Origin of the sequence: Serratia grimesii NBRC 13537 (assembly GCF_001590905.1) — a bacterium.
Lineage (GTDB): Bacteria > Pseudomonadota > Gammaproteobacteria > Enterobacterales > Enterobacteriaceae > Serratia > Serratia grimesii.
In genome coordinates, this window is the sequence record NZ_BCTT01000003.1 from 267,515 (window position 1) to 287,925 (window position 20,411).

Sequence of the window (20,411 nt, forward strand, 5' to 3'; positions counted from 1 at the left end):
CCCAAATACCGGTTAGAACGTTTCCCAGTTATCCTGTGGATCGCTGGCGTTCATTTTTTTATGATTGAGTACCGGTGCTACTGCTGCCTTGCTACTGACAGGCATTTTGAACTCGTCCTGGCCTGCCGCTTTAAGGCGGAATACCGCCACTGACTGCGTCAGCATGCTGGCCTGTTCTTCCAATGCCGCTGCCGCCGAGGCGGACTCTTCCACCAACGAGGCGTTCTGTTGCGTGACGCGATCCATTTCTGCCACGGCCTGGCCGACCTGATCGATACCACGGCTTTGTTCATCGGATGCCGATGCGATCTCACCCATGATGTCGGTAACACGGGTGACTGCATTGACGATGTCGCCCATGGTTTCACCGGCGCTTTCCACCAGTACCGAGCCCATATCAACCCGGTTGACAGAGTCTTCGATCAGACCTTTGATTTCCTTCGCCGCCTGTGCGCTGCGTTGCGCCAGATTACGCACTTCACCAGCCACTACTGCAAAGCCACGCCCCTGTTCACCGGCACGTGCCGCTTCTACCGCTGCGTTCAATGCCAGGATGTTGGTTTGGAAGGCAATACCGTCGATCACACCCGTAATATCAGCGATTTTCTGCGAACTGCCGGCGATGTCATGCATGGTCTGCACCACATTGGCCACCACTTTGCCGCCTTTCTGCGCGGTTTCAGAGGCGCTCAATGCCAGTTGGCTAGCCTGACGGGCGTTTTCGGCGTTCTGTTTCACTGTGGCGGTCAACTGCTCCATGCTGGCAGCGGTTTCTTCCAGTGAGGCAGCCTGCTGTTCGGTGCGTGAAGAGAGATCGTTGTTGCCGGCGGCAATTTCGGATGCGCCACTATAAATAGCGTCTGCGCCCTGACGTACACCGCTGACGGTCTCGATCAGTTCGCTTTGCATATGTTTGAGGCTGGCGGCCAACACGCCCATTTCATTACGGCTGGTCACTGCGATCGGCTGAGTCAGATCGCCGGCGGCAATCATCTTGATGTGTTCGATCATACGGTTAAGCGGACGCACCAGAATGTGGTGAATACCGCTCCACACCAGCACAATTACCGCCAACACTGCCGCCAGCACTACCACTAACGTCCAGATAGCGAAGCTGAAGGAATTATTGCTGTCTTCCACCGCGCTCTGGTAAAGCTTGTCGTTCTGAGCCAGGTAGGTGTTGTAGATATCCTCAAAGGCGTCCTGATAGCTTTGCGTCGGCTGGTCAAAGAAGGCGTTGATCTTGCCCTCACCCAGCAATACGGTCAGTTCGGTCAGCGCACCGTGCAGAATGCCGTATTGCTGCTTGAGTTTTTCGGCCGCTTGCGCGTCCTGACGAGCATTGAGAGGAATTTTGTCATAGGCGGCATAATGTTGCTCCGCTACCACCAGGTTGCTCTTGGCTCGCGCCAGCAACTCGGCAACGGTGGCGCCGCTACCAATGTTATTGGTATCCATCATGTGGCGGATACCGGCACGGTTCAGTGTGTTACGGGCCTGCAGCAGGTTGACCCAACTTTCGTTCAGCTCTGACTGTTGCTGACGAATGGTCTGCAATACCGTGAAGTTTTCTTTGTCATTCTTCAGTGAGGAGAAAAAGAGCCCGCCTGAAACCAACTGCAAGGCGCCAAATAACACCAGCACCAGTAACAGGCTGGTGACCACCTTCATACGATTAAACATGTTTTCCCTTGTTGAACGCCCGCGCGGACAGGCCCTGATTACGTTGATTGACAGAGTTATCGGCGCGGCAAGGAAGAACTTTATGCAGGGTGGTAACTATTTTTATGTAGGGGGTGTACACATAGGTTCCCAATTCAGGGCGCGGCATGCGGCGCCCCTATGGGTGACATTGAGGTTCAGGGCGCAGCGTGCCACGCCCTTTTTGCTAAATCAGGCGCTTTTTGCCACGCTGTCGACCAATGACATCTCTTCGCTGCTCAGCAGCTTTTCGATATCCACCAGAATCAGCATGCGATCACCCAGTGAACCCAGGCCAGTCAGGTATTCGGTAGCCAGTGTGACGGCAAACTCAGGGGCCGGACGGATCTGTTCGGTAGTTAACGACAGTACATCAGACACGCCGTCAACCACGATACCCACCACACGCTGACCAAAGTTCAGGACGATCACTACGGTGTTTTCATCATAGGACACGTCCTGCTGAGCAAACTTCACTCGCAGATCGATAATCGGCACAATCACGCCACGCAAATTGGTCACGCCTTTGATAAAAGCCGGTGTATTGGCAATACGCGTAACCTGATCGTAACCGCGGATTTCCTGCACCTTGAGGATATCAATGCCATATTCCTCATTGCCCAAGGTAAAAATCAGGAACTCTTGCCCTACCGTTTCGCCAGCCAGTTTGCTGACGGTTGCCAGTCCTGCCATGTCATTCACCCTTTAAATCAATAGATTAATTATTATGCAGCTGCGTCCGTCTGACGCTGTTCGCGGTTCAGCGTTTGCAACGCCGAGACATCGACGATCAACGCCACACTGCCGTCACCGAGAATAGTGGCGGCGGAGATCCCCGGCACTTTGCGATAGTTGCTTTCCAGATTCTTGACCACCACCTGGTGCTGACCGATCAGTTGATCCACCAACAGCGCATAGCGACGGCCGGCACTTTGCAGGATAACGACAATGCCTTGGGTCGCGTCAGTTTTAGCACCTTCAACGTCAAACACCCGGAACAGTTCTACCAACGGCAGGTATTCACCACGTACTTGCAGTACCCGTTCCCCCCCGGCCAGCGGATGCAGATCTTCGGCCTGTGGCTGTAGTGACTCCATCACGGCATTGAGGGGCAGAATAAACACTTCATTGTTAACTTTGACCGACATCCCATCGAGGATCGCCAGCGTTAGCGGCAGCAAAATACGGATAGCGGTACCCTTGCCTGCCTGAGAGTGAATTTCTACATGGCCACCCATTTCCTGAATATTTCGCTTAACCACGTCCATGCCGACACCACGACCAGATACGTCCGTCACTTGTTCGGCGGTCGAGAATCCCGGAGCGAAAATCAGCATACCGACGTCTTCGTCACTCATGCTGTCGCTGACCGCAATACCTTGCGATGCTGCTTTGGCGAGAATTTTCTCACGGTTCAGACCGGCGCCATCATCGGTGACTTCAATACAAATATTGCCACCCTGATGTTCTGCTGACAGGATCAGGTTACCCACTGCCGACTTGCCCGCCGCAACACGCGTTTCCGGATCTTCGATACCGTGATCCAAACTGTTGCGCACCAGGTGTGTTAATGGGTCGATAATGCGTTCGATCAGACTTTTGTCCAGTTCGGTAGAGCTGCCCTGCAATTGCAGTTCGACCTGTTTGTTCAGCTTACTGGCCAGATCACGAACCAACCGTGGGAAACGGCTAAATACGTACTCCATCGGCATCATGCGGATCGACATTACCGACTCTTGCAGATCGCGCGCATTGCGCTCTAACTGGCTCATGCTGTTCAGCAGGTCGCCGTGATTCACCGGATCCAGGCTGCCAGAACGCTGCGCCAACATCGACTGGGTGATCACCAGTTCGCCCACCAGATTGATCAACTGATCCACTTTTTCTACCGCTACGCGGATACTGGTAGATTCGCTGGCCTTGGCGCGCGGTTTAGGCGCATCAGCAACCACAGGGGCCGGTTTGGCGGCAGCTACTGGCAGGGCCTCAGCGACGACAGGCTCAGGTTGCGGTACAACAACAGGCGATGGCTCGGCCTGCGGCGGCGTGGAGAAGCTGATTTGCTCCGGTTCCAGCACAAAACACAGCACCGCACTGATGTCGTCTTCACTGGCGGAAGTCAGTAGCGTCACTTCAAGGCTGCTGTCTGTTTGATGCGGGTTCTTCACCTCGCCCAAATTCCCCAGCTCTTCGAGCATCAGCGGGACTTCGTTCGGCTTCAGGCCGCACAAGCAAACGCGCATCCCGCCTTCGATCGCCTCAGGCGCAGCAACGGCATGTTCAGTCACGGGTTGTGCAGCGGGAGCATCCTGCTGCTGTGCGTCTAATGCAAGCTGCCGCAGCGCCTGACAGATATATTCAAAGCTGTCGGCATCCGGCTTTTGCGACGTTTTGTAGGCGTCCAGTTGCTCCTGCATAATGTCTTTGGTTTCCAGAAACAGGTTGATAATTTCGGTACTCAGGCTCATTTCCTGACGCCGCGCACCGTCCAGCAAGTTCTCCAGCAGGTGGGTCGTTTCCTGCAGCACCGAGAAACCAAAGGTAGCCGCACCGCCCTTGATCGAGTGTGCTGCGCGAAAAATGGCATTCAGTGGCTCAATGTCCGGAGCCAACGGATCCAGCTCCAGCAGATGTTGCTCCATGTCGGCCAGCAACTCGTCTGCTTCATCAAAAAAAGTCTGATAAAACGCACTAATATCCATGCTCACGGGGTCACCTCTGCTGTGAGTCGCTGTTAGTCGGTACTGGGACAGCCACCGGCTGCTCCGGTGCAATGAGGGTGGCCGGCGCTGTTGCCGATGGTGCCAGCGACTTTAGCTCGACCGGCTGAGCGACATCCATTGCGTTGCTTTCGCCATTTTCGTGTTCAATGCCCTGCTGAGTTTGCTTGTTCAGCACCAGCACGGTGATGCGACGGTTGATGGCGTCATCGGCACCGTGCTGTTTCAGACTCATGGTGGCAGCCATACCCACCACCCGCAGTACCTTCCCTTCCGACAGCCCACCGGCGATCAGCTCACGCCGTGACGCATTGGCGCGATCGGCTGACAGTTCCCAGTTGCTGTAACCCCGTTCACCCGTGGCGTACGGAATGTCATCGGTATGGCCAGACAGGCTGATTTTGTTCGGCAAGTCGTTCAGAATGGGGGCAATGGCCCGCAGAATATCGCGCATGTAGCTTTCAACTTGCGCACTGCCGGTTTTGAACATCGGGCGGTTCTGGCTATCGATGATCTGAATGCGTAGCCCCTCATCCATCATGTTGATCAGCAGATGCGGACGCAGCGCTTTCAAGCGCGGATCCGACTCAATCAGCTCATCAAGCTTTTCACGCAGTTTGTTCAGACGCAGTTCTTCGTCACGCTTTTCCAACGTGTCAATTTGCTTTCTCACCAACCCGTCCTGTTGGGTCGGATCATCCCCGCCACCTGGGATCGGGCTGCTTTCCGAACTGCTCTTATCGCCCGTGGTCAGCGCCACTTTTAGCGGTGTGCGGAAGTATTCGGCGATTTGTGTCAGCTCTTGCGGGCTGGCGATTGCCAGCAGCCACATCACCAGGAAAAATGCCATCATCGCCGTCATAAAGTCGGCATAGGCAATCTTCCACGAACCACCGTGATGGCTGGCATGATGCGACTTGCGTTTTCTGACCAGAACAACCGGGTGATTCTGCTTCATGCCTGTTCTTCTTCCGTCGCCTGCTGTGCCGGCGCTTTCACCCGACGCACATGCTCTTCCAGTTCAACGAAGGACGGGCGTTCAGTGGTGTATAACGTTTTACGACCGAATTCGACTGCAATCTGCGGGGCGTAACCGTTCAGGCTAGACAGCAAAGTGACCTTGATGCATTGCATCATCTTCACGTTTTCGGCACTTTTCTGTCGCAACAAAGTCGCCAATGGAGAGATAAAGCCGTAAGCCAGCAAAATACCGAGGAAGGTGCCGACCATCGCGTTGGCGATCAACGCACCCAGTTCCGCTGCCGGACGATCGGCAGAAGCCAGTGCGTGCACGACACCCATTACCGCCGCGACAATACCAAAGGCCGGCAACGAGTCACCGACCATCGCCAGGCTGCCTGCCGGCACCTCGCTTTCCTGTTCAAAGGTTTCGATCTCTTCGTCCATCAACGCTTCGATCTCAAACGCATTCATGTTGCCGCTCACCATCAGCCGTAAGTAATCGGTAATAAACTCTACGAGGGTGTTATCGGCAAGAATGCGCGGATAATTAGAGAAAATTTCACTTTCCTGCGGATTATCAATATCAAACTCGAGGGACAACATGCCCTGTTGGCGGGATTTGGCCAATAGCCGGTACAGCAGCGCCATCAGATCCATGTACAAATCTTTGCTGTATTTCGAACGACGCATCAGCTTGGGAATGGCACGCAGAGTGGACTTTATCGCCTTACCGTTGTTGCCCACGATAAAAGCGCCGATACCCGCACCACCGATGATCAAAAACTCTGCCGGCTGATAAAGCGCGCCCAGATGCCCCCCCACAATCAGGTAGCCCCCAAAGACCGCACCCAATACCACGAGATAACCCAAAATAACTAACACACGCATTCCTTAAATTAACAATGTGGATGGAAGGTGGGATAAGCGCACTATTTGAGCCGTATCGGCGCAACGGGCTAGGCTGCGCCGATGGGTCCGTTCTGCCGAACCCTGTGTTTAACAACTCTGTTTATGCCCGTCTTACTTCAAGTTGCAGTGGTGTTGACTGCAACTTGAATCATTTAGGGTATAGGTCTGGATAAGCCGGCGCTGTCGCCGGCTCAAATAGCGCGTTTAACCTGCTCGTCCAGCAGTTGAGGAATAATATCGGCCAGTTGCGGCGAAAGTTTACGTCTTTTTACTGCGCGGGATGGGGGTTGGCATAAACTGCAAACAAAACTGTTCAACGGCTGGTGTGCGTGAGTAATAAAAGTACCGCCACAGCAGTTGCAAGCGGAAAGCTGTAGCATGCCACTGTCGACGAAACGCACCAGCGTCCAGGCACGGGTCAGTGCCAACAATGGCGCCTCACCCGGTTGATGAGGACACTGTTCCAGATAGAGACGGTAGGCTTTAATCACGGCCTCAACACCGGTACAGTGCCCACTCTTCATCAAGAAGCTATAGGCGTTATAAAACATCGATGAATGGATGTTCTGTTCCCAGGTCATAAACCAGTCAGTCGAGAACGGCAACATGCCTTTTGGCGGCGGACTGCCGCGCAATTCCTTATAGAGCTTGATCAAACGCCCGCGGCTGAGCTGTGTTTCACTTTCCAGCATCTGTAAGCGGGCGCCCAACGTAATCAGCTCCATTGCGAGCTGAATATCCTTGGCTTCCTGAACAATACTTTTTTCTGCCATCATCAAGCTCTTTTCTTCGTCGCGCTACCGTCTTTACTCGATAGTTCTTGCAGTAAATGGCTTGATAGCAAAATGCCCGTATGGATTTGCTGAAGATCGTCCACGCGTGACTCTTTCGTCAGGCGTTCAATAGTATTGTGATCGTTAAAACGGAAGTGACAGACCAACTGGTTGGTCTCAGCCAGTTTGACCATTTGCGGTAACGTGAGTTGAGCAAGTGCGTCAGCCATGGTTTCATCAATACCCAGACGGAACATCGCCGATGCTTTTTCATCATTAATCAGACGCTGTGCTAAAAGTAAATATGACAGATTAATGTCATAAATATGCTTAAGTAATTCAGACGTACCCATATTCCCCATCCCGACAGACTATGTTTAAAAACATACGCTGGGTGATAATTTTTATCGCCCGTGACCTGGGTTTGTTCCCGAAGTTGGCAAATGAATCTCTGATAACAGTCGTTATAAATTTTTCAACATCACTAAATTCGGACCATCATTCAGTATTTGATACGTGCGTAAACCAACGTGTATGGATGTACAGCATTTTGCTTCAGCAGTGTTTAGCCACCGTGAAACTATTTTTACAAAATTAATAAGATTATTCCTAATGCAGCGCAACTCTACCCCCGATCCATTAGCACACACAATGTAAGTAAGCGGCAATTTTAAATACAATGTGATCTAGATCACAAAAATAAAAAATATTTAAGCCAAATATCCTTTAACCAGTACGTTTTTTAACCTTGTTTTTGCTCACAAAATAGCCATAAGTAAAAAAACGTCTTAAAAACAATGTATATAAGCCAAAAAAATATCTTTTTTAGATCAATTCGAACAAAAGCATTACCAAACTAAAATAACAGAACAAAAATCTGCTCGTAGGCGATAAACACAGTATAAATAACCGTTTAATAAACAATAAACTATCCGCATTGAAAAATAACGCATGTAAACTATAAGGTTATTGGGTTTCGGATTTGACTTAAATTTTGCAGTATTAGCTGTTTTATTTTTCTACGAATGCTCACGTTCGGTTAACAAGGTCTCACCTACGTTGTGAACAAGAAAACAGACGTAACGATATGTTTCTGGACAAACGGAGCAAAAACGACAGGTTTTTGCTGTTTTTTGACTAAAGCATCCCAAGACGATTTATCGGCAGCATTAATTAAAACTTTAATAATTTTTCATTGCCGCTTAAAAATAGTTAAATCCCATCGAATGCCGATGAATCAATTAAAACCGCCCTACTTCATCCACCTCTCGTATAAAATAAAACACAGTTTCGTTTTATTTTATGAACTGGTTTCATTATAGCTTGTGGGTTTCACGTTACGGTCAGCAGATCATTCGCCCAGGCTCAGCTATGCCAAGGGCGTCATATTGGTTGGGGAAAATATATTCACTCCCTACCATCGCTGAAAGTGACGGATCTACCGACAGGTATAATGTACCCACCTGAATGGGGCAGGCTCCGTTGTCAGCCTAACTCGCGCCACCGTCATCCTTAAGACCTTGGCAGGCGCCCTGCCTGTGGGTACTGGCAGCACCTTCCAGCCTCACGGCCGGATTTCTGCACCTGAGACTTTCCTTATTTAGCAGTTTGATCAGCAGGATGGCATTGCCGAGAGTGCACGGGCATATTATTATTCTCTGGCAGGAACACCTGCGCACAGCCGATTATTACCGTATTGCAATTTATTTATTTGAAATTAATTTTTCAGGTCGCACATCACGTTTTTGCTGCTGTCATGATGACAGGGTGATGTTTCTTCGTCCGGCTACAACTATTAACAGGCTATATTTTAATCATGACTGATACCCTGGATTACCTGATGACATTCCGTAAATGCACCAGTTTGGACAGCGTAGAAAAAGTGTACGATAAACTTAACTATTCTATTGATAATGATATTGAAATCAGCAACATGTACCGTGCAGCGGATCACCGTCGCGCCGAACTGGTTGCGGGTAAATTGTTCGATTTGGGTAAGGTACCAAAAACGCTGTGGGCACAAGTGCTATAATTGCCCTTAATTACTCACGCGTGTTCTTTATCTTTTATTGCTAAATAACGGCAATAACCCGGGATTTATTGACACGCGTGATACAAAACACATTTATTAACCTCACCAGGCTCTACCCTTTGCCCTAAGAACAGGAAACAGGAGTGGAAGATGGGATATCAAAACGTTTTGGTTACCGTCGCTGTGGCGGCAGACAGCCACCGCCTGGTTGAAAAAGCCGTCTCTATCGTGCGTCCCTACAATGGCAAAATCACCCTGCTTAGCATGATAGCCAATCCAGAAATGTACAATAACTTCGCGGGGCCGATGCTGGGGGATTTGCGTGCATTAATGGAGGAAGAAACGCTGCTGTTTATGGAGGAGTTGCGCCTGCGAGCCGATTACCCGATTGCCGATACGTTAATCGTACACGGCGAGTTGGGTGACAGCCTGAGTTACGCCAGTCGGCAACAGACGTTTGATCTGGTGGTTTGCGGCAACCACAGTGACAGCATGATGAACAAAGTCTCTTGTTCTGCGGCGCGCTTTATCAATACCAGCCACATAGACGTGCTGATCATCCCTCTTTAATACTGAGCACGTAAGGCCATTTCCCCTTTCCAATGATTGACTAGACTTAGGGGCTCAGTCCGCATAAGGAGCTCCTGATGTCTCAGTCTATGCACCAAAACCGCCGTTTTCTGTTAGCCTCACGACCACACGGTGAACCTACCGCTGACAATTTCCGCCTGGAAACAGTCCCGACACCGCAACCCGCCGCGGGCCAGGTACTGCTGCGCACCGTTTATCTGTCACTTGATCCCTATATGCGCGGTCGTATGAGCGATGCCCCCTCGTATGCACCACCTGTGCAGATCGGCGAAGTGATGGTTGGCGGCACGGTATCACGCGTTGTCACATCACAGCATCCCGACTTCAAACCCGGCGACTGGGTATTAGGCTACGACGGCTGGCAGGATTATGCATTGTCTGACGGTAGCGGTTTACGCAACCTCGGTCCTCACCACGCTCACCCAACACGCCTGCTTGGCGTATTGGGTATGCCTGGCTTCACGGCTTATATGGGCTTGGCGGAGATTGGCCAGCCGAAACCTGGTGAAACCCTGGTAGTTGCAGCAGCCAGTGGCGCCGTCGGATCGGTGGTCGGGCAAGTCGCTAAACTGAAAGGCTGTCGTGTTGTCGGCGTCGCCGGTGGTAAAGATAAGTGCCGCTACGTGGTGGAAGAGCTGGGCTTCGATGCCTGTATTGATCACCGTGCACCTGATTTTGCTGCACAGTTGGCCGCAGCTTGCCCACAGGGCATCGATATTTATTATGAAAACGTCGGTGGTGCCGTGTTCGATGCCGTGATGCCACTGCTGAATACCCAGGCACGTATTCCTGTCTGCGGCATTATCGCTCACTATAACGCAACCAACTTACCTGCCGGACCGGATCGTCTGCCGATGCTACAAGGGCTGATTTTACGTAAGCGCATCCGCATGCAAGGTTTTATTATTTTCGATGACTTTGCAGAAGGTTTTGACGCATTCCTGCAGCAAATGAGTGAATGGGTTGAGCAAGGAAAAATCAAATTCCGCGAAGACCTGGTCGACGGACTTGAGAATGCGCCACAGGCATTTATGGGTCTGTTGCAAGGCAAGAACTTCGGCAAGTTAGTGATCCGCGTCGGCGAAGACTAACTCCTGAAAGGGCGCAGTCATCGGCTGCGCCCTCACAGTGACTCAATGTAAAGCACCGCCAGTCATCGATAAATCCTCTCCGACTGTCAACGTAGTATGCACAATACTGCGTACCGCCTCGATCATCGTCGCTAATGCCATACTCGGTTTGCCGGGATGATTAACCGCCAGCTCATGGCTATAAGGGATATGGACAAACCCACCTTTCATTGCCGGATTCTGCTGAGCGATGTGATGACTCAAACCATAAAAAAGCTGGTTACAGTTATAGGTGCCCGCTGTTTGCGACACCCCTGCCGGAATCCCCAACTGGCGCAGATGGTGCACAATCGCTTTTACCGGCAGCGTCGAAAAATACCCTACAGGCCCGCCATCCACTACGGGTATATCTATTGGCTGGTTACCGGCGTTATCAGGAATACGGGCATCGATCAGGTTAACGGCTACCCGCTCAACGGAAATCTCAGCACGCCCGCCGGCCAGCCCAAGACAGATCACCGCCTTTGGACGCAACGTGTCGATAGCCGTAATCAGCTGCTGGTTAGACAATCCCAGCACGCAGGCCAATTGGCAGACAACCACCTCAGCACCGGCGATCATTTCCCCCGCTAACGCCTGTGCAACCTGCCATGACGGATTAATCAGATCTCCATCAAATGGCTCAATGCCCGTCACCAATACCCTTTTCATCATCACACCTTATGTTGTTATTGAATCAGCGTGCTCTCAGCCTAAACAACGCGGTATGATTCTGGAAATGGATTATCTATATATAGAGTATTCATAAAATGAATTTATCCAGCGTCGATCTCAATCTTCTGGTGGTGTTTGAAACCTTGTACCAAACACGCAATGTCACCGCCGCCGGCCGCAGTCTGAACCGCGCCCAGCCTTCGGTCAGTAATGCACTGACCCGACTGCGCACCCTGTTTGGCGACCCATTGTTTGTTCGCAGCGGCGGCAGCATGATGCCAACCGCACGCGCCCACCAGCTAATGCCGCAGATACACCCCGTACTGGAACAAATTCGACAGGCATTGACGCCGCCGACCCATTTCGATCCGGCTACGGCAAATCAACGCCGCTTTAGGTTAGCAGCCGGCGACTATGCCGATATCACGCTGTTGCCTACCATCATGAACCGACTGCGCCAGGACGCACCCGGTATTGATATTCGCGTTTCGCGGCTGGATCGCCGCACGATAGTGCAACAACTTGAGCGAGGGGAAATCGACATTGCCCTGGGCGGCCATCTGGATGCAGCGGAAGGCATGCGGGTGCAACCGTTATTTAACGAGAGTTTCATTTGCATCGCCAACCAACATCACCCGCAGTTTGCTGCCGGGAACTGGAGCTTGCAAGAATATATCAGCCTGCCCCACGCGCTTTACGCACCGTCTGATGATGGATCTGCACGCGGGATCATCGATCGGCGTTTGGCTGAAATGGGGTTGGAACGACGGGTTGCCGCGACGTTCTCCCATATTATCGCACTGCCTGCTGTAGTCGCTGGTAGTGATCTGATCGCCACTCTTGCCTACAGCGTCGCCAAACAGTTTTCCGATCCGAAAAAGGTCTGTTTCCTGCCACTGCCCACGGAGCTGGCAGTGGCTACGTTTTCGATAGATTTGATCGCCGGTCGACAGGCCAAGCGAGATCCAGCGCTGGCCTGGCTGTGTGACACCATTGCCCAGTTAAACTTTGGCGAAATCGAGGTTTAATCCCAGCAGTTCGGGATTAGGCCTTATATTTTCTGCACCGTCTGATAAATATCGAGGTCAAAATAACCGTCGGCTTCACAGTCGTTAAGGTAATGCTCGTAACTGACGCCTGCCGTTGGTTTATAGCCACTGGCTGGCAGTTCTCTCTGATAGAAATCCGTCCAGGCTTTGCCAAAATCGCCATCGGTGATCCGCACGTTATAGACGCCGTATAACCCGACAGGCAGCATTTGCACAGCAAAACCCTCACTGGCCGTCGTCGGCAGTACAAAGTCATCCGGCACGGTAAATACCACATCGGCCCGCAACTGTTCAGGTGCCACCTCCGACGGATCGTCCCAATACAGCACCAGCCATTTGCCTATCGGAACGCCCTGTTGTTGCTGCCAGGCCATCAGCCGTTGGCAGCCCAGAGGAATGGTTTGCGGGTAAGGCCCGACCACCCGCACACCCACCACTTTTTCCGCCGGCTTATCTTCTATTCTGATCGTCATCACTCTCTCCTCACCGCATTAGGGGATGTCGCCTAAGCGCCAATTTCAGTGCGCACATCCAGTAGCTCAGGGAAGAAGGTCAACTCCAGCGCCTTTTTCAGGAAACTGACCCCACTTGAGCCGCCGGTACCCGTTTTAAAACCGATGATGCGTTCCACTGTCTTCATATGACGGAAACGCCAAAGGTGGAAGCTTTCTTCAATATCCACCAGCTTTTCAGCCATTTCATAGGCTTCCCAATACTTTTGCGGGTGGTCATAAATCTCTTTGAACGCGGGCAACAGGTTCGGATTACGCTGATAAGGCTGCGTCCAATCACGTTCGATACACTCTTGAGGGATAGGCAAGCCATGGCGGGACAGATAGAGCAAGTATTCATCGTACAAGCTTGGCGCTTCGAGGATCGCTTTCAGCGCAGCGTGTTTTTCCGCATCGTTACTGAACACGGCCAGCATTGCCGCATTCTTGTTACCCAGTAAAAACTCGATGGAGCGGTATTGGTGAGACTGGAAACCTGAGGAGTTGCCCAGCACGTCACGGAACTCAACATATTCCGACGGCGTCAGGGTTTCCAACACCGCCCACTGTTCAAATAACAGACGTTGGATCTGTTTAACCCGCGCCAGGATCTTGAAGCAGTGGCTGAGTTTGTCTTGCTGTACCAAAGCCCGTGCCGCTTGCAGCTCATGCAGCATCAATTTCATCCACAGCTCAGACGTCTGGTGCTGCACCACAAAGAGCATCTCATCATGATGCTGCGGGTTAGACAGCGGGTGCTGACAGTCCAGCAGTTGGTCCAGGCACAGGTAATCACCGTAGCTCATGCGTTTGGAAAAATCGGTGACAATCGCGCTTTCTAATTCCCGTTTGTTCATCTGTTCTCTCCGCTGCGCCCACGACCGGAAGCGGTGTGTAGCGTGCTGCAAACAGAAAACAATAGTACATAACCCCCCGTTCCGAATGACTATAAACGAGAGTTACCTCGCAGATTTTAGCCTTGAAGAGACGGCGCTCATGTCGGCGAGCGCTTTCTGTTCATCTCCTGCACAGGTTATCCCCGTAGCGCTCATCCACGGGGACTTCCTCAGCCATTCCCACAAGTAAGCATCACCCTCTTTACTCACTCCTGTGCGGGTGAAGATTGAGGTTGAATATAATCCCGGCGCAGCACCATGAAAGATCTTTCAAAGGTGATCACCGTTTCTCCCGTGGATTTGATCCCCAAGGTTTCCACCGTGATAATGCCTTTATTAGGTTGGGATTTTGAATGGCGTTTCGCCAGGATTTTGCTCGTTGCGTAGAGCGTATCTCCGACAAAAAGCGGATCTTTTAATCGCACTTTTTCCCACCCCAGGTTAGCGACTGCCCGGGCCGACAATGCCTGCACCGTCATACCGCTGACCAGAGCCAACGTAATGCTACTGTTCACCAGAACACGACCATACTCGACCTGGGCACCGTATGCCTGATCGAAATGTAAGGGGTGTTGATTCATCGTCAATAAGGTCAACCACGTGTTATCAGCCTCACTGAGCGTACGACCAGGCCAATGTTTAATCGTCATGCCAGGCTCGAAATCCTCGTAATCGCCACCGTGCTCTTCAACATATTCGTTGTCGCCAATCCGCCTTAACATGCCGTTTTCTCCCTGAATTCGTAAAGTGCGAGCGCAGCCGCCGTATCTTCAATAGCCAAACCTACGCTGCGAAATAGCGTGGTCTGCCCTTCATTAGCAGCAACCTCACCAAGAATAAGAGCGCCGAGTTCATGAAGATGTGCAGGCTGGATATACCCTTTATTGAGGGCAGTGCGAACCTCCCCGGCATCTTCCTGAGCAGAAGGCCCTGTTTCCACCACGACAAACGCCGTTTTCAATAAAACGGGGTCCACTTCAATCGCGTCTTCGTGGGTACCACCGATAATATTCAGATGTGCTCCCGGCACGACCCAATCGGCTGCAATCAAAGGCTCGCAAGAAGACGTGGACGTGGTGGTACAGATAATCTCTGCACCTTGCACTGCGTCGAACAGGCTCTGACAGATGACAACCTGAGCCGCCGTCACCGTCCGCGCCCACTGCACGAACGCTTCGGTTCTGGCTATTGTGCGGGAATAAATCCGCACTCGGGCAATCTGACGTACGGCAAGCATCGCCAACAAGGTTGCCCGAGCCTGTACACCCGCCCCCAGAATGGCAAGGTCAGCGGCCCCCGCAGGAGCACACAAATGGGTTGCCAAGCCTGCAACCGCGCTGGTTCTCACGGCGGTTAACGCAGCACCATCGAGTAACGCCATCATCTGACCCGTATTGATGTCCGTTAGCACCACCACGCCGTGAATCAGCGAAAGCCCCTTCGTGGAATTACCGGGCGTCAGCGTGGTTATCTTGACACTGGCAACACCGCGTTTCATCCACCCCGCCGGGCTGATTAACATTTCGGAAGGACCATGGTTCAATAACATTCGTGACGGTGACTGTTCTTTCCCACTACGTAAATCCTGGAACACGTCACTCAGGCTGGCCATGACATGCCGAAGTGGGGTATTCCCCGACATTTCGGCTTCACTTATGATTCGCATCGTCACAAGGCGACCCTCTTCAATTCAGCCACCACCTCAACGATAAGGTCTTCTTGCCCGGCAACGACTTGTCGTTTTCCCAGTTCGAAAAATACATCACGTGGATCGACCCCTGCGGTACCTGCATGGTTGATGACCGGATTTTTGAAACCCGAAAATACGCCTGCCAGGCCGCTAACAATGCCCAGAGAGTCGATCATCGGTGGGGTAACCATTAACTCGCGGGCCGCAAGCTCTGCGGCATCAAGGAAGCGATAAAGATCTATACCCGTTTTAAACGCCAGACGCTCTAACACTGGCACCAAAACTTCCAGTTGGGTATTCCCCGCTCCAGCGCCGAATCCTCGCGCGCAGCCATCAATAATGGTGGCCCCAGCTTGCGCAGCAGCCACCGAGTTAGCTACCGCCATCCCCAAATTGTTATGCCCGTGGAAAATCAGCGGCACATCAACCTGCATTCGCATCGCCGTGATGCGCGCAGTAACATCCTGAGGCAGGAGACTGCCGGCAGAATCCATGATGCCGACAGCCTGTGCGCCGTACCCCACTAACTGTTCGGCCTGCACAGCCAATTCCATAGGCGTTGCCATGTGGCTCATCATCAGCACCGCGTGCGCTTGCGCCCCCTGCTCACGCAACCATCCCACGTGGCGTTCGGCGAGGGTAGCTTCCGTACAATGCGTGCCAATGCGAACCACATCCGTGCCGTGGGCAAGCGCTTTTGACAAGTCAGCGATGGTTCCCCAACCGGGCAACATAAACACGCCCATCCTGGTGTTTACCAATGCCTCACGCACGATAGCCAGCATCTCATCATCGCTTAATGCGGCGCGCCCTACCTGGTAAGAGGACGCGCCAAGCCCGTTCCCGTGACCAACTTCAACAATTGATACGCCCGTTTGATCGACAGCGGTCGCGTAGTCTCGCAACTGAGCCGCGGTGAGTTGGTGTTTGACCGCATGCTGGCCATCACGCAGGGTTGAATCGTTAATTAGGATAGCCATTAGCGCCCTCCATTTTGTTTCGAAAAGCGGCATACTGTTCAGCAACCAAAATGGCGGCGGAATTGATCAGATCCAGGTTCCCCGCGTATTCAGGCATCACACTGCTACTGGCGACAACCTCCAGAGAAATCGACACTCGCCCTTCCGTGACCTTGCACGCTGTCAACGTATAACCCGCTGAGAATTCACGCACCGCGGCAGCCGCAGCTGCAACAACAGGCGTTATCTGTTCCATTGTCGCGCCCGGGATATCGGCAAAAATCGTGACTCTGAACATGGCTGGCGGTGCTGCTGGACTGATGTTGAGGATTGCCTTGGTATTTGCCACACCGGTGAACGCGCTGAGTGCAATCTGCGTTGTTTCCACATATTCATCGATGTTGATTCGGGTCGCTCGCCCGAGAATGTCACTGGCGACCGTCGCTACCACTTCGATATCGTTAATGACAAAGTGCTGACTAAGCGCATGCAGGATAGGTATCGATGCCTGCCCGCCACAACTGATTAGACTGACATTGCGATCGGCCAACGCGTCTGTTCCCGTCACTGTTGGTACTATCATTTTCCCAACATGACTGGGTGTTAAGTCGATCAGTAACGTGCCTAGCGGGCGTAACAGTTCCCAATGTTTGACATGTGACATCGCGTTAGTGGCGTCGAACACCACATCGAAGGGTTTTGGCGCGGCCAAAATAGCGTCAATACCGCTAGCACTGGTCGGGCAGCCCAACTGGGCTGCGATTTCAAGACCGGCGGAATCCTTGTTACGCCCTGCGAGCAATTGGCAATTAAGTAAGGGTGAACGGTGTATTTTATTGACCAGATCCATGCCAATGGCACCAGTCCCGATAACGGCAACGGAAAGCGTCATGGGTTGCTCCTGTCGAATCGCGCAGCCCACGCCTTGCCTAACCCCAGAGTCGTCCGGGCCATACGGGCAAAAGGTGGCCCCACCATGTGCCCATCCAGCAAGGCAATTCCCCCTTCGGCTGCCTGGACGGCATCGGTAATGCGACGTGCGATCAATAACGCTTCTTCATTCGGCCGCAGCGCTGTATTGATCAACTCAAGTTCGCTGGGATGCACGGTGGCTTTACCGTGGAAACCCAAATCTTTGGCGTTTTGAATTTCGTTTGCCAATACCTCGGGTTCGGAAAGACGGTAATTGGCGGTATCAATGCAACCAATGCCGTGTCTGGCACTCGCCAAAACCATGGCCTGACGAGCCGCCAACATCCCAGACCAGGTAATCTGTACACCAAGGGTGGCGGCCAAATCTGCGGAGCCAAAAATCAATCCGTCAGCCACTGACGCCACATTATCAAGATCGGTAATGGCTTCTACAGTCTCTATGGTCAGATAAATTTCTGGGTACTTGCCTGCGGAAGCGAACGTTTCACGCAGAAAAATAACCTCGGCAGGCGACCTGACCATGGACATGACGATGAAACCCGGTGTGGCGCTGCCGCTGCAAAGCATGACTACATCATGTAACGCATCAATCGTACCCAGTGCATTGATTCGCACGGCAATATTTGCAGACGCTGGAGCATTATCAAGAGCAGTACGGCAGATCACCCTTCCTTCGGCTTTGGCTGGGCCTGGAACGGAATCTTCCAAATCAATCAAATGGACATCAGCATCATAAGACAGCGCCTTAACAACGCGGTTAAGTGATAAAGCCGGCGTGTACAGAATGCTACGGGGAATAGCGCGTGTGATATCCGTCATTGAGGCGCCCTCACTTCAGCCAGAATCTTGCACAAACTTCGAATTTGCTCTTCTGTTTGCCCGGCACGCATCATGACCCGCAAGCCAGCGGTGCCTTTAGCGACAATAGGGAAAAATACCGGGGAGACATAAAAACCGGCCTCGATTACCCGACGCCCTTCTTTGATCACCGTCTCATCGCTCATCGGCACCAAACGGATCGGGTAAGTATTGCCGCTTTGCTCTGTTGGTATCAGTGAGTCGAAGAGTGAAATGTTGTCGTACAGTTTCTTCTGCAACAGCGGCAATTCAGCCGTTCGGTGAATGTCTGCGGAGGCCAGGCTCGCACCAATCGCAGCCGTGTTTAGATTTTGTGAATAGTTGAGCCCACCGCCAAAACGCTCGACCAGACGTAGCATCTTCTGCGAATAGCCGTTAAGCAATATTGCCGCACCGCTGGTACCGAAAGCTTTGTTGAGCGTGACCACCATTATGGTGTTCTCATTCAACGCCGGGCTGTGCGAGCGAACATAGCCGATCCCGCGCTCGCCATACGCGGAGATAGAGTGGGAATCATCGTAAAACACCATTAGGCCGTATTTGTCTTGTAGCTCGGCCAACTCTTTAACCGGCGCATATCCCCCCAGGCTATCGCTGCCATCAACCACGTAGCAGACCCGTTCGTATTTCTTGCAGCAGTCCTTGATGAAGTCGAGGTCATGGTAATTGCAGGTAACAACCTCGGTTTCATCGGCACAGGCAGGTTTAGCCGCAGCCAGCGACACATGAGCGTGCTTGTCGAAGATCATTAAAGGCCGCACACCGTTACCCAAATGCCCGGAGGCGATCAAAGGGAGCAGTCCCCCACTGATGCTGCTGGCCGACACGCCGCTGAGAACATCGGCCTGGAACAGTTCGCCGAGCGACTCCTCCAGCGCTTTCAGCACCGGGAGCTGAACCCGGCTACGGGCGATGCAGTGATCCAGCACGCCATAACGACGAATGGCATCGATGGCCCCCTCGATGACCTTCGGATGGGAATCCAGATTCAGGTAAGAACAACAGCTAAAGTTGATAAACTGATGGCCACTTTGGGTCGACAAAAGATCATTATCGAGCCCGGCAATAATCCCTGCGAGCCCATTCTGCTCTGACATATCCCAGAAAGGGTTACCAATACCGATAGCTTTGTCATTGTTGCGAAACTGGTTAGTTGGGACAATCCTCTTACGGCTGGTCATCAAGTTCCTTCCTTCTTGGTAGGTTCTGGTTGATAGTTGTAGATGCCTTTGAACTTGCGGTAGGCGGCAGTGTAGAGTGCGGAATACAAGACATAGGGACGGCGCAGGATTTTTAGATCCCACAACCAAAAATTCACGTTGATGTTTAGATCGTCTAAAGATTCAGCCTGATGCCACCATCCCAGCGGCAAATAGAGCATCTCGCCGGGCTCTAAAATAAAATCACGCTTTTGTGATATTTTCGCCGCCAGGCGGGGAAAACGTTGGGGGTCAATATTATTAAAATCGAAGACCTGTGACTTATCGCCAAACCCCTTGAGAATAGAACGCGGGTAGTAATCCCGGCGGCCGGGTGGAAAAAGAACGAATCGCTTTCTTCCCTGCAGAGAAATATTAAAATTCTCCAATTCGTCAAAGTGGCTCTGTGTGAAAACTCCGTGATAACTGATCCACAAATTAGCCGCATTCAACCCACGCCGAGAGGCTAACAACGAAAACGCGTCGAATCCGAGAATGGCATTAATATCTTCCGGACGGTGCATAATATTGGAAACCACGCGATACCACGTATTATTGTCTTTCTGATATTCTTCATTCCCCAAAAAACCACGCAGCTGTATTTTCATGGTTTTCCAACGCTCAGTATTTTCCTTATTACTGGCTTCCCGGAATAAGGTGACGTTATCATCACCCAAGCGCTGTGCGATAAGATCATTCGCGCTATGACTGATATCCAGGGGTAAATCTGTGATAATCACCGGGACATCGGCTCGAAATATGGCCTCAACGCCCATGGCAACAAATTCATTAAAGGTAATACGGGGAACGGGAATACCCGTTGTTAACTGGTTCACGATTGCCGTTTTCCTGTCTCGGTAATA

Annotated in this window: 21 protein-coding genes; 4 read left to right on the top strand and 17 right to left on the bottom strand. The window is 52.0% G+C overall.

All coding sequences use genetic code 11. The features are described 5' to 3' along the window. Positions 1-12: 12 nt before the first annotated feature. The 7 genes from SGR01S_RS03590 to flhD all read right to left on the bottom strand — a co-directional run bounded on the left by SGR01S_RS03590 (position 13) and on the right by flhD (position 7,419). The gene (locus SGR01S_RS03590) at positions 13-1,683 is read right to left on the bottom strand and encodes a methyl-accepting chemotaxis protein (protein WP_037418932.1); all 1,671 of its coding nucleotides are present in this window, start codon (positions 1,681-1,683) and stop codon (positions 13-15) included. Positions 1,684-1,893: 210 nt separating this feature from the next. Further along, the gene (gene cheW / locus SGR01S_RS03595) at positions 1,894-2,394 is read right to left on the bottom strand and encodes a chemotaxis protein CheW (protein WP_012145706.1); all 501 of its coding nucleotides are present in this window, start codon (positions 2,392-2,394) and stop codon (positions 1,894-1,896) included. 32 nt (positions 2,395-2,426) lie between these two features. Next, a complete protein-coding gene (cheA, locus tag SGR01S_RS03600; RefSeq protein WP_073963404.1) occupies positions 2,427-4,409 on the bottom strand; it encodes a chemotaxis protein CheA in 1,983 nt (660 codons plus the stop codon). Between the two features lie 4 nt (positions 4,410-4,413). After that, complete coding sequence (gene motB / locus SGR01S_RS03605) at positions 4,414-5,379, bottom strand: flagellar motor protein MotB (RefSeq protein ID WP_061806546.1); 966 nt, start codon at positions 5,377-5,379, stop codon at positions 4,414-4,416. Next, entirely contained in the window at positions 5,376-6,266 is an 891-nt protein-coding gene (gene motA, locus SGR01S_RS03610) for a flagellar motor stator protein MotA (RefSeq protein ID WP_037418923.1), read from the bottom strand. The genes motB and motA overlap by 4 nt, the downstream gene beginning before the upstream one ends. A gap of 218 nt (positions 6,267-6,484) precedes the next feature. Next, positions 6,485-7,069, bottom strand: coding sequence for a flagellar transcriptional regulator FlhC (gene flhC / locus SGR01S_RS03615; protein WP_152555880.1), 585 nt, complete (start codon positions 7,067-7,069; stop codon positions 6,485-6,487). Next, positions 7,069-7,419, bottom strand: coding sequence for a flagellar transcriptional regulator FlhD (gene flhD / locus SGR01S_RS03620; RefSeq protein ID WP_037418918.1), 351 nt, complete (start codon positions 7,417-7,419; stop codon positions 7,069-7,071). Before flhD ends, flhC begins: the two co-directional genes overlap by 1 nt. A 1,463-nt stretch (positions 7,420-8,882) precedes the next feature. Here flhD and ydgT point away from each other — a divergent pair. The 3 genes from ydgT to curA all read left to right on the top strand — a co-directional run bounded on the left by ydgT (position 8,883) and on the right by curA (position 10,780). Next, positions 8,883-9,098 carry a transcription modulator YdgT gene (gene ydgT, locus SGR01S_RS03625; RefSeq protein WP_012145712.1) on the top strand — a complete coding sequence of 72 codons (216 nt, stop codon included), beginning with the start codon at positions 8,883-8,885 and terminating at the stop codon, positions 9,096-9,098. 150 nt (positions 9,099-9,248) lie between these two features. Then, entirely contained in the window at positions 9,249-9,668 is a 420-nt protein-coding gene (uspC, locus tag SGR01S_RS03630; RefSeq protein WP_037418916.1) for a universal stress protein UspC, read from the top strand. 77 nt (positions 9,669-9,745) lie between these two features. Then, positions 9,746-10,780 carry an NADPH-dependent curcumin/dihydrocurcumin reductase gene (gene curA, locus SGR01S_RS03635; RefSeq protein ID WP_037418913.1) on the top strand — a complete coding sequence of 345 codons (1,035 nt, stop codon included), beginning with the start codon at positions 9,746-9,748 and terminating at the stop codon, positions 10,778-10,780. Between the two features lie 42 nt (positions 10,781-10,822). Here the strand turns inward: curA and pcp are convergent, their stop codons facing one another. Beyond that, positions 10,823-11,470: a pyroglutamyl-peptidase I gene (gene pcp, locus SGR01S_RS03640; protein ID WP_061806547.1), complete on the bottom strand. Its 648-nt coding sequence runs from the start codon at positions 11,468-11,470 to the stop codon at positions 10,823-10,825. Positions 11,471-11,568: 98 nt separating this feature from the next. Between pcp and SGR01S_RS03645 the strand changes: the two genes are divergently transcribed. After that, positions 11,569-12,501: a LysR family transcriptional regulator gene (locus SGR01S_RS03645; RefSeq protein WP_061806548.1), complete on the top strand. Its 933-nt coding sequence runs from the start codon at positions 11,569-11,571 to the stop codon at positions 12,499-12,501. A gap of 23 nt (positions 12,502-12,524) precedes the next feature. On the opposite strand, the gene sbmC is transcribed toward SGR01S_RS03645, so the two are convergent. The 9 genes from sbmC to SGR01S_RS03690 form a co-directional block, all read right to left on the bottom strand. Then, positions 12,525-12,995: a DNA gyrase inhibitor SbmC gene (sbmC, locus tag SGR01S_RS03650; RefSeq protein ID WP_061806549.1), complete on the bottom strand. Its 471-nt coding sequence runs from the start codon at positions 12,993-12,995 to the stop codon at positions 12,525-12,527. Positions 12,996-13,027: 32 nt separating this feature from the next. After that, on the bottom strand, positions 13,028-13,870 hold the full coding sequence (gene kynA, locus SGR01S_RS03655; protein WP_061806550.1) for a tryptophan 2,3-dioxygenase: 843 nt from the start codon (positions 13,868-13,870) through the stop codon (positions 13,028-13,030). A 245-nt stretch (positions 13,871-14,115) separates the two neighbouring features. After that, positions 14,116-14,631: a MaoC family dehydratase gene (locus SGR01S_RS03660; protein ID WP_037417384.1), complete on the bottom strand. Its 516-nt coding sequence runs from the start codon at positions 14,629-14,631 to the stop codon at positions 14,116-14,118. Then, the gene (locus tag SGR01S_RS03665; protein WP_255212213.1) at positions 14,625-15,551 is read right to left on the bottom strand and encodes an ornithine cyclodeaminase family protein; all 927 of its coding nucleotides are present in this window, start codon (positions 15,549-15,551) and stop codon (positions 14,625-14,627) included. Before SGR01S_RS03665 ends, SGR01S_RS03660 begins: the two co-directional genes overlap by 7 nt. A gap of 26 nt (positions 15,552-15,577) precedes the next feature. Further along, positions 15,578-16,579, bottom strand: coding sequence for a 4-hydroxy-2-oxovalerate aldolase (gene dmpG, locus SGR01S_RS03670; RefSeq protein ID WP_061806552.1), 1,002 nt, complete (start codon positions 16,577-16,579; stop codon positions 15,578-15,580). Continuing rightward, on the bottom strand, positions 16,563-17,450 hold the full coding sequence (locus SGR01S_RS03675; RefSeq protein ID WP_061806553.1) for an acetaldehyde dehydrogenase (acetylating): 888 nt from the start codon (positions 17,448-17,450) through the stop codon (positions 16,563-16,565). The genes dmpG and SGR01S_RS03675 overlap by 17 nt, the downstream gene beginning before the upstream one ends. Then, positions 17,447-18,310 carry an HpcH/HpaI aldolase/citrate lyase family protein gene (locus SGR01S_RS03680; RefSeq protein ID WP_061806554.1) on the bottom strand — a complete coding sequence of 288 codons (864 nt, stop codon included), beginning with the start codon at positions 18,308-18,310 and terminating at the stop codon, positions 17,447-17,449. The genes SGR01S_RS03675 and SGR01S_RS03680 overlap by 4 nt, the downstream gene beginning before the upstream one ends. Beyond that, entirely contained in the window at positions 18,307-19,530 is a 1,224-nt protein-coding gene (locus SGR01S_RS03685; protein WP_061806555.1) for an 8-amino-7-oxononanoate synthase family protein, read from the bottom strand. Before SGR01S_RS03685 ends, SGR01S_RS03680 begins: the two co-directional genes overlap by 4 nt. Beyond that, entirely contained in the window at positions 19,530-20,384 is an 855-nt protein-coding gene (locus SGR01S_RS03690; RefSeq protein ID WP_200875976.1) for a cupin-like domain-containing protein, read from the bottom strand. The genes SGR01S_RS03685 and SGR01S_RS03690 overlap by 1 nt, the downstream gene beginning before the upstream one ends. Positions 20,385-20,411: the final 27 nt, after the last annotated feature.